The following is a 644-nucleotide window of genomic DNA, read 5'->3' as shown; positions in this document are numbered from 1 at the left end:
GCGCTCGCCGCGGTCGCGGTGACCGTGGCCAGCGCGCGCTCCAGTTCGGCTGCCTTGTCCCGGATCTGCTCCGCCGAAGCGATCAGTTCTGGTGTGCTCACAACGGCCTCCTCAGCAGCGGACCGGCCTCGTCGTCACCCTCGTCCTCCGCGCGCTCGATGCCCAGCGCCACCAGCTCTTCCTGCGCCGCTCGGTCGAGCACGCCGCTGACCGCGTGGTGCAACTGTCCACCCGCGACCCGTTCCGCTCGCCTGGCCAGCGCGAGGATCTCCCGCGCCAGCGCGTCGGTGTTCATCCGCAGCGCGGCGGGGCCGATGCGGACATCGCGCAGACCTCCGCCGGGTGTCACCTCCACCACGACCTCGCCGTCGCCGGAGGTCGCTCTGCCGATGACGGGTCCGACGCGAGCGAGGCGTTGCTCGGTGGCCTTGATGCCCGCTGCCGCGCGGGTGACGTCGTCCATGATCAGCTCGCTCTCAACCCGTCGGCCGGTAGAAGCCGACGAACGGCATGCCTGAGTTGGTCGTGCGCAGCGGCCGGATCTGCACCGGGTCCCCGGCCTCGACCATCTGTCCATCGCCGATGCACATCGCCACGTGGCCGCGCCACACCACGAGGTCGCCCGGCAGCAGCTGTCCCGGCGG

2 protein-coding genes are annotated in these 644 nt (G+C 71.7%); both read right to left on the bottom strand.

The genetic code is table 11. From position 1 onward, the window contains the following. Positions 1-97: 97 nt before the first annotated feature. Positions 98-463, bottom strand: a complete 366-nt coding sequence (locus CCN37_RS36845) for a YbaB/EbfC family nucleoid-associated protein (protein ID WP_086829999.1) — start codon at positions 461-463, stop codon at positions 98-100. A gap of 13 nt (positions 464-476) precedes the next feature. Then, positions 477-644, bottom strand: a 168-nt coding sequence (locus CCN37_RS36840) for an NlpC/P60 family protein (protein ID WP_143262003.1), incomplete at its 5' end; no start/stop codon positions are given.

The sequence above is a fragment of the Allokutzneria sp. NRRL B-24872 genome, assembly GCF_002155965.1.
GTDB lineage: Bacteria > Actinomycetota > Actinomycetes > Mycobacteriales > Pseudonocardiaceae > Allokutzneria.
The sequence above is the reverse complement of the archived record's forward strand: the minus strand, read 5'-3'. Positions and strand labels throughout refer to the sequence as shown.